The sequence below is a fragment of the Caulobacter sp. CCNWLW153 genome (assembly GCF_036889365.1).
GTDB classification, from domain to species: Bacteria; Pseudomonadota; Alphaproteobacteria; order Caulobacterales; family Caulobacteraceae; genus Caulobacter; species Caulobacter radicis.
The window spans coordinates 1-1,085 of the sequence record NZ_JBAKFV010000043.1 but is presented as its reverse complement, the minus strand read 5'-3'; the positions used below and the strand labels follow the sequence as shown (position 1 = coordinate 1,085).

The 1,085-nt window shown below is 67.9% G+C and carries 1 protein-coding gene; it reads left to right on the top strand.

Features of this window, described 5'->3' with window-relative positions; genetic code table 11:
• On the top strand, positions 1-1,085 hold a 1,085-nt coding region (dctA, locus tag V6S85_RS26510; RefSeq protein WP_334350812.1), incomplete at both ends, for a C4-dicarboxylate transporter DctA.

Genomic DNA, 1,085 nt, shown 5'->3' with positions numbered 1-1,085 from the left:
GCCGACCTGAAGCCGCTGGGCGACGCCTTCATCAAGCTGGTGAAGATGGTCATCGCCCCGGTGATCTTCCTGACCGTGGTCACCGGCATCGCCGGCATGCGCGACCTGGGGCGGTTCGGCCGCGTGGCGCTGAAGGCCTTCGCCTATTTCCTGACCTTCTCGACCCTGGCCCTGATCGTCGGCCTGATCGTGGCCAACGTGGTCCAGCCCGGCTCGGGCATGAACGTCGACCCGGCCAGCCTGCACAGCGACAAGATCGCCGACTATGCGGCCAAGGCTCACGAGACCACCATCGTCGGCTTCCTGCTGCACATCATCCCCGCCACCGTGGCCGGGGCCTTCGCCGAGGGCGAGATCCTGCAGGTGCTGTTCTTCTCGGTGACCTTCGGCGTCGCCCTGGCCCTGGTCGGCGACCGCGGCCAGCCGGTGATCGACCTCCTGGAAGCCACGGCCCACGCCTTCTTCAAGCTGGTGGCCATCCTGATGAAGGCCGCCCCGGTCGGCGCCTTCGGGGCCTTCGCCTTCACCATCGGCAAGTACGGCATCGGCTCGGTGGTGAACCTGGCCGCGCTGGTGGGCACCTTCTACGCCACCTCGGCGATCTTCGTGCTGGTGGTGCTGGGGGCGGTGGCCCGCTTCAACGGCTTCTCGATCCTCAAGCTGCTGCGCTACCTCAAGAGCGAGCTCCTGTTGGTGCTGGGCACCAGCTCCTCGGAATCGGCCCTGCCCAGCCTGATGGAGAAGATGGAGAAGGCCGGCTGCGCCAAGCCGGTGGTCGGCCTCGTGGTTCCGCTCGGCTACTCGTTCAATCTCGACGGCACCAACATCTACATGACCCTGGCGGCGCTGTTCATCGCCCAGGCCACCGGCGTGCACCTGTCGCTGGGCGACCAGCTGGCCCTGCTGGGCGTGGCCATGCTGTCGTCGAAGGGCGCGGCCGGCGTCACCGGCGCGGGCTTCATCACCCTGGCCGCCACCCTCTCGGTGGTCCCCAGCGTCCCGGTCGCCGGCATGGCCCTGATCCTCGGCGTCGACCGCTTCATGAGCGAGTGCCGCTCGCTGACCAACTTCATCGGCAACGCCGT